We start from the raw sequence: 3,947 nt of genomic DNA on the forward strand, positions 1-3,947 counted from the left end.
AGCGGCCTGACCGGGCGACACCGCCCCCGGCGCTGCGGACGGGGCTGAACCACCGGCTATCGCCGGTCAGCCGAAACCGTCCAAACGACGGAAATCATCTCCGACGCCGCCAAATCAGGACTTCTTCAGCAGCCTGCTAGATCGTCTAAGCTGGTCATCTCGGCATGATGGCCTGCCAGCTGGGAGCGCTCTGCGCCAGGTGGCCGAGCTGGAGAACGTGATCGCCGCCGTTGAGGCCGTGGTGGCGGAGGAGGCGGACCGAAGGCGGCCTTAATGGCTGCGCGAACCAATGCCCCAGCAGTCTTAAGGTAAGCCACGGCAGCGTGCGGCAAGGGGCGGTGGCTGACGGCAGCGCTACGGCAAGAAGCACGGTAGCGGGATGGGTATCACACCACACGCACTGAAGGTGCTGGTGTGATCAGCACCACTGCGCCGGCGAGGCCGAAGCCGATCGTTGAGGGTATGGTGGGGCAGGACTGTTAACAGGCGCTACACGCGGACGCGGCTTAGCGCTGGACAGCGCCCATCCTTAAGCCGGCAACGCCACCGGGATCGCGCTGGCGAAGCGGTCCAAGCAGCTTCCCATCGGCACCCACCCGCTCGACGTAGTCCATCGGGTCGCGACGCGCAGCGACAGTTCGCAGGGATGGCGCAGAGGCCACGAGATCAACATCCCCGCCCTCGGCCTGCTGATGGCCGCCACCGTTCATACCATCGTATCAGTGGGCAATCCCAGCCCGCTCGACGGCATACCAGCGTTGGCAGCTAAAGCCGCCGACATCATCAACGCCATCTCGCCATTTGGCGGTAGCTGACCGCTCGCTCAGTGAAGTTTACTTCCGGGCGTCGAGAAGCTGCTTGCTGAGCATCACGCAAATCGTGGCGAGGTAAGTGCCCTGGAATGTCAAGCTGATCTCTAACCCGCGCTTCAAGACCTTGAACAAAGATCGGGCTTCAACTGCACCCTCTACACCGACAGCGATAGCAAGGATGACGGCGACGAGAACGAGGGTCCCTAAACCCAACCAGCGTGCCGTTACTATTCCCATCGCTGCGGCCAAGATGAAAATCATATCCCCTTTCCCTGAGGGCGAATCATTTCAGGGTTAAACTACGTATTTTTTACGTAGATGGAAAGGGGCCAAAGCAATCGCGGACAATCCAATGCAAACGGGGTTTGTGCGCGATAGACCAGTGACATCAGCGGAATACAAGCATTGCCGCGAAATATGAAAACACTGTCACAATAAAGCTCCAGATAGTGAGCGTAATAGACCGCATTGCTAATGAATATTCCGATACTGATGAGACCGGTGTTTGCAAAAGAGATCGTATCAGCGTACGGTGCTTCAAATTACGAAGCCTTCTGTTTTCAATCATAGTAGCATCACCACTTTGAAGGTGCACCGCCTGCGGCAGCTGCGGCGGCATAAACCCGTTCGCCAGCCCCAATTGGCATCAGGCGCCTCAGATGACGGGGACCAGATGGTGTCGTGCGCTCCGCTGTGCTGACGCTCTCGTGCACGAGTTCCATAAACTACCTTACCACCCTCGCCCTGTTCGTCGAGGAGATGGCGAGGGCGCCCGAAAAGTTGGAGATCATCTTACTGGCCGAAGATAATCCAATCCAGAACCCCGGCGATCTCCTCAAGGCGTAACCACAGCCGCCGCAAGCGCCCTTCACCTTCGCTATTGAGATCTCGACGGCCAAGCACGCTCCGCCGCTCCATATCTGGTTATCGACAACGTTGAAAACGTCATCGGCTCCAATGCCGGACTATCGACCTATCGACAGCCCATGATGCAATAGAGTCACTTAATTTGCACAGTAACTTCACTGGGCAGGTGAACTTAATCACGTATGCGTGATAACTTGCATAACGTAGCTTGGTTTGTAGCTTCTGCCTGCTCTTTGAGCACTCTTGACCTTTCGATATCATGCCGATGTCGTTGTTTCAGCAGTTGCGATGTCTATACCCCTACGTTGAACGTAAGGACCCTCTTGTAGGGCGGCCTTTCTGTTCAAGCGGCCATGGGCCGGCGCACCACGGTCACCAGTCCCGCCACACAGCGCCGACCCTCACGCAACCGCCCGGCCAAGGCTTCACGGGCGAGCTCCGGTGAACTGGACCGGATGCGCCTGTCGTCGCGTGCTTGCCCGCGCCGGACCGTTTGGTGTCGCGAACACCTCGGGCACGTATGCGGGAAGGATGGGCGCTGTGGCAGCTGCGTGGAGCGATGTCGCCGCGTCGGCCTGACAGCAGCTCCCGGCATCAGCGCTACTGCGCCAGTAAGGCCGCACCGAGGCCCGCCGTCTCAAGACGACCTCGGTGCTGCTCTCCGGGCGCTTGGTTAGGCTAGGGCGTTGCCTTGTATACGAGCCAAGGCAGTCCCTGCGGCTTCTGCCAATGCCTCCAGACGATAGACCGTACCCTCGTCTACGCTGACGAAGGAGCACCAGTACGCCCCCAGCGCGGCGACCGGCTCGGGCGATCCGATTGGCACCATCACGAGGCTGCGCATCGAGGTATGGTGGTAGGCCACAGAGGGCAGGCGGGGATCGGCCTCGATGTCCGGCACGACCGCGGTCTCGTTGTTGAGCATCGCCCAGCCCGAGATACAGGCATCAAGCGGGAAGCGGTTCCCTTGCCACAAGTATCCAATCGCATCCTCGGCGACGTAGTGGCAGCGGTCGCCCTCTCGCAGCACAACGGCGATGCCGTCAGAGCTGGCGATCTGCCGCGCTGTATCGCGCAGGATCGTCACGACCTCATCCAGGGACCAGGCCGCATCGAGCCTACGGTTGACCCGGGCGAGCGTTTGATCAGCCTGGAAATGATCCTCTGACATCCGCCTAAGATACAGGATCAGCGTTCAGGGGTCCACGTCAGGGGCATCGGCAATCCGCAACGACCACGCCACGTGTCCGTTCGCGTCAACGAGGTAGAGCGCGTTCGCCTTCAGGTTGGACATGTTCAGTTCGACGGCCTTGGCCAGAATGACGGCATCGGCCGCGTCTTTAGCCGTGATGACCTCTTCGTAGACCGGGGCACTCAGCAACCCATTGGGCGCCCGTAGGGCCACACAGAATCGATAATCCCGCATCGTTCGTCAGACCGTCCGGTTGCATGCGGTCACGACATAGCGCGAGACCCCCGTAACGGACCCGCGGCAGAATCCCCCCATGTCACGCCGCGAGCCCGAACCGCCGCTTGTCGGTAGCCCTCCTTGGGGTCCGTTGGCCTCGATTTCCCCAGATCTAGAACTTCAGTAGGCGTGCCCTTCGGGAATTTGCACCCTCCCCCCTGAAGGGTGGGGCCGTGATGACCCTCCCTTCGTGCGGGGGGTGGTGAACCGCCACCCCCTTTCCGCGTCAGCCGCAGCCAGGCTGTCCACTCGGCCGAGACGATGCGCACGATGTTCGTGTCGTTGCGGAAGCCGGTCACGCGCCGTTCCTCGACGGTCACTAGCCCGAGCTTCACGGCCTCGCGGATCGCGTTGCGCACGGTGGTCTCGGCTACGCCTACGATGGCGGCGAGGTGGCCCACTGCCAGCCGGCAATCCTTCCGGCGGGCTACCTCGGCGGCCACGAGCGACAGCACGCCTTGCTCGGCCAGGGTGAAGCGTGCCGCGATAGCTGGTGGGAGCCGCCCAGAGGCCGCCCACCGGCGACGGCGCTCCATCGAGGCCCTTGAGCCGGGCCGCCCAGGGCATCAGGCCCAGCACGACCTCCGAGATGTAGCGGGCGATGACGAGATTGACCTGGTCCTCGGACACAGCCCGCTGGAGCGCGCGCACCGCGTAGGCGGCGGAGGGCTTGTCGTCGTAGGTGACGACCAGGATCTGACGCCCGTCGACCACACCCGTCGCGTTGATCTCGTCGGCGGCGAGCTGCACCGCCTGCGGGATCGAGGCCCCGGCCACCGACTGCGCCTCGGCGATCACGC

At 61.9% G+C, this 3,947-nt stretch carries 3 protein-coding genes and 2 pseudogenes; all 5 read right to left on the reverse strand.

Annotated features, from left to right (window positions below):
• Window positions 1-833: 833 nt before the first annotated feature.
• On the reverse strand, window positions 834-1,073 hold the full coding sequence (locus tag MKK84_RS08585) for a hypothetical protein (RefSeq protein WP_243918773.1): 240 nt from the start codon (window positions 1,071-1,073) through the stop codon (window positions 834-836).
• 1,279 nt (window positions 1,074-2,352) lie between these two features.
• Window positions 2,353-2,850, reverse strand: coding sequence for a GAF domain-containing protein (locus tag MKK84_RS08590; RefSeq protein ID WP_243918775.1), 498 nt, complete (start codon window positions 2,848-2,850; stop codon window positions 2,353-2,355).
• 24 nt (window positions 2,851-2,874) lie between these two features.
• Entirely contained in the window at window positions 2,875-3,060 is a 186-nt protein-coding gene (locus MKK84_RS08595) for a hypothetical protein (RefSeq protein WP_243918777.1), read from the reverse strand.
• A gap of 74 nt (window positions 3,061-3,134) precedes the next feature.
• A pseudogene (locus tag MKK84_RS08600) lies at window positions 3,135-3,704 on the reverse strand (hypothetical protein); the annotation flags it as partial.
• A pseudogene (locus tag MKK84_RS08605) lies at window positions 3,691-3,945 on the reverse strand (ABC transporter substrate-binding protein); the annotation flags it as partial. The pseudogenes MKK84_RS08600 and MKK84_RS08605, both read right to left, overlap by 14 nt.
• Between the last annotated feature and the right edge of the window lie 2 nt (window positions 3,946-3,947).

Origin of the sequence: Methylobacterium sp. E-065 (assembly GCF_022829605.1) — a bacterium.
Taxonomy (GTDB): Bacteria; Pseudomonadota; Alphaproteobacteria; order Rhizobiales; family Beijerinckiaceae; genus Methylobacterium.

Coding starts and splice junctions, on each gene's coding strand:
- MKK84_RS08585 (WP_243918773.1), bottom strand. CDS start 1,073: ATGATTTTCATCTTGGCCGCAGCGATGGGAATAGTAACGGCACGCTGG.
- MKK84_RS08590 (WP_243918775.1), bottom strand. CDS start 2,850: ATGTCAGAGGATCATTTCCAGGCTGATCAAACGCTCGCCCGGGTCAAC.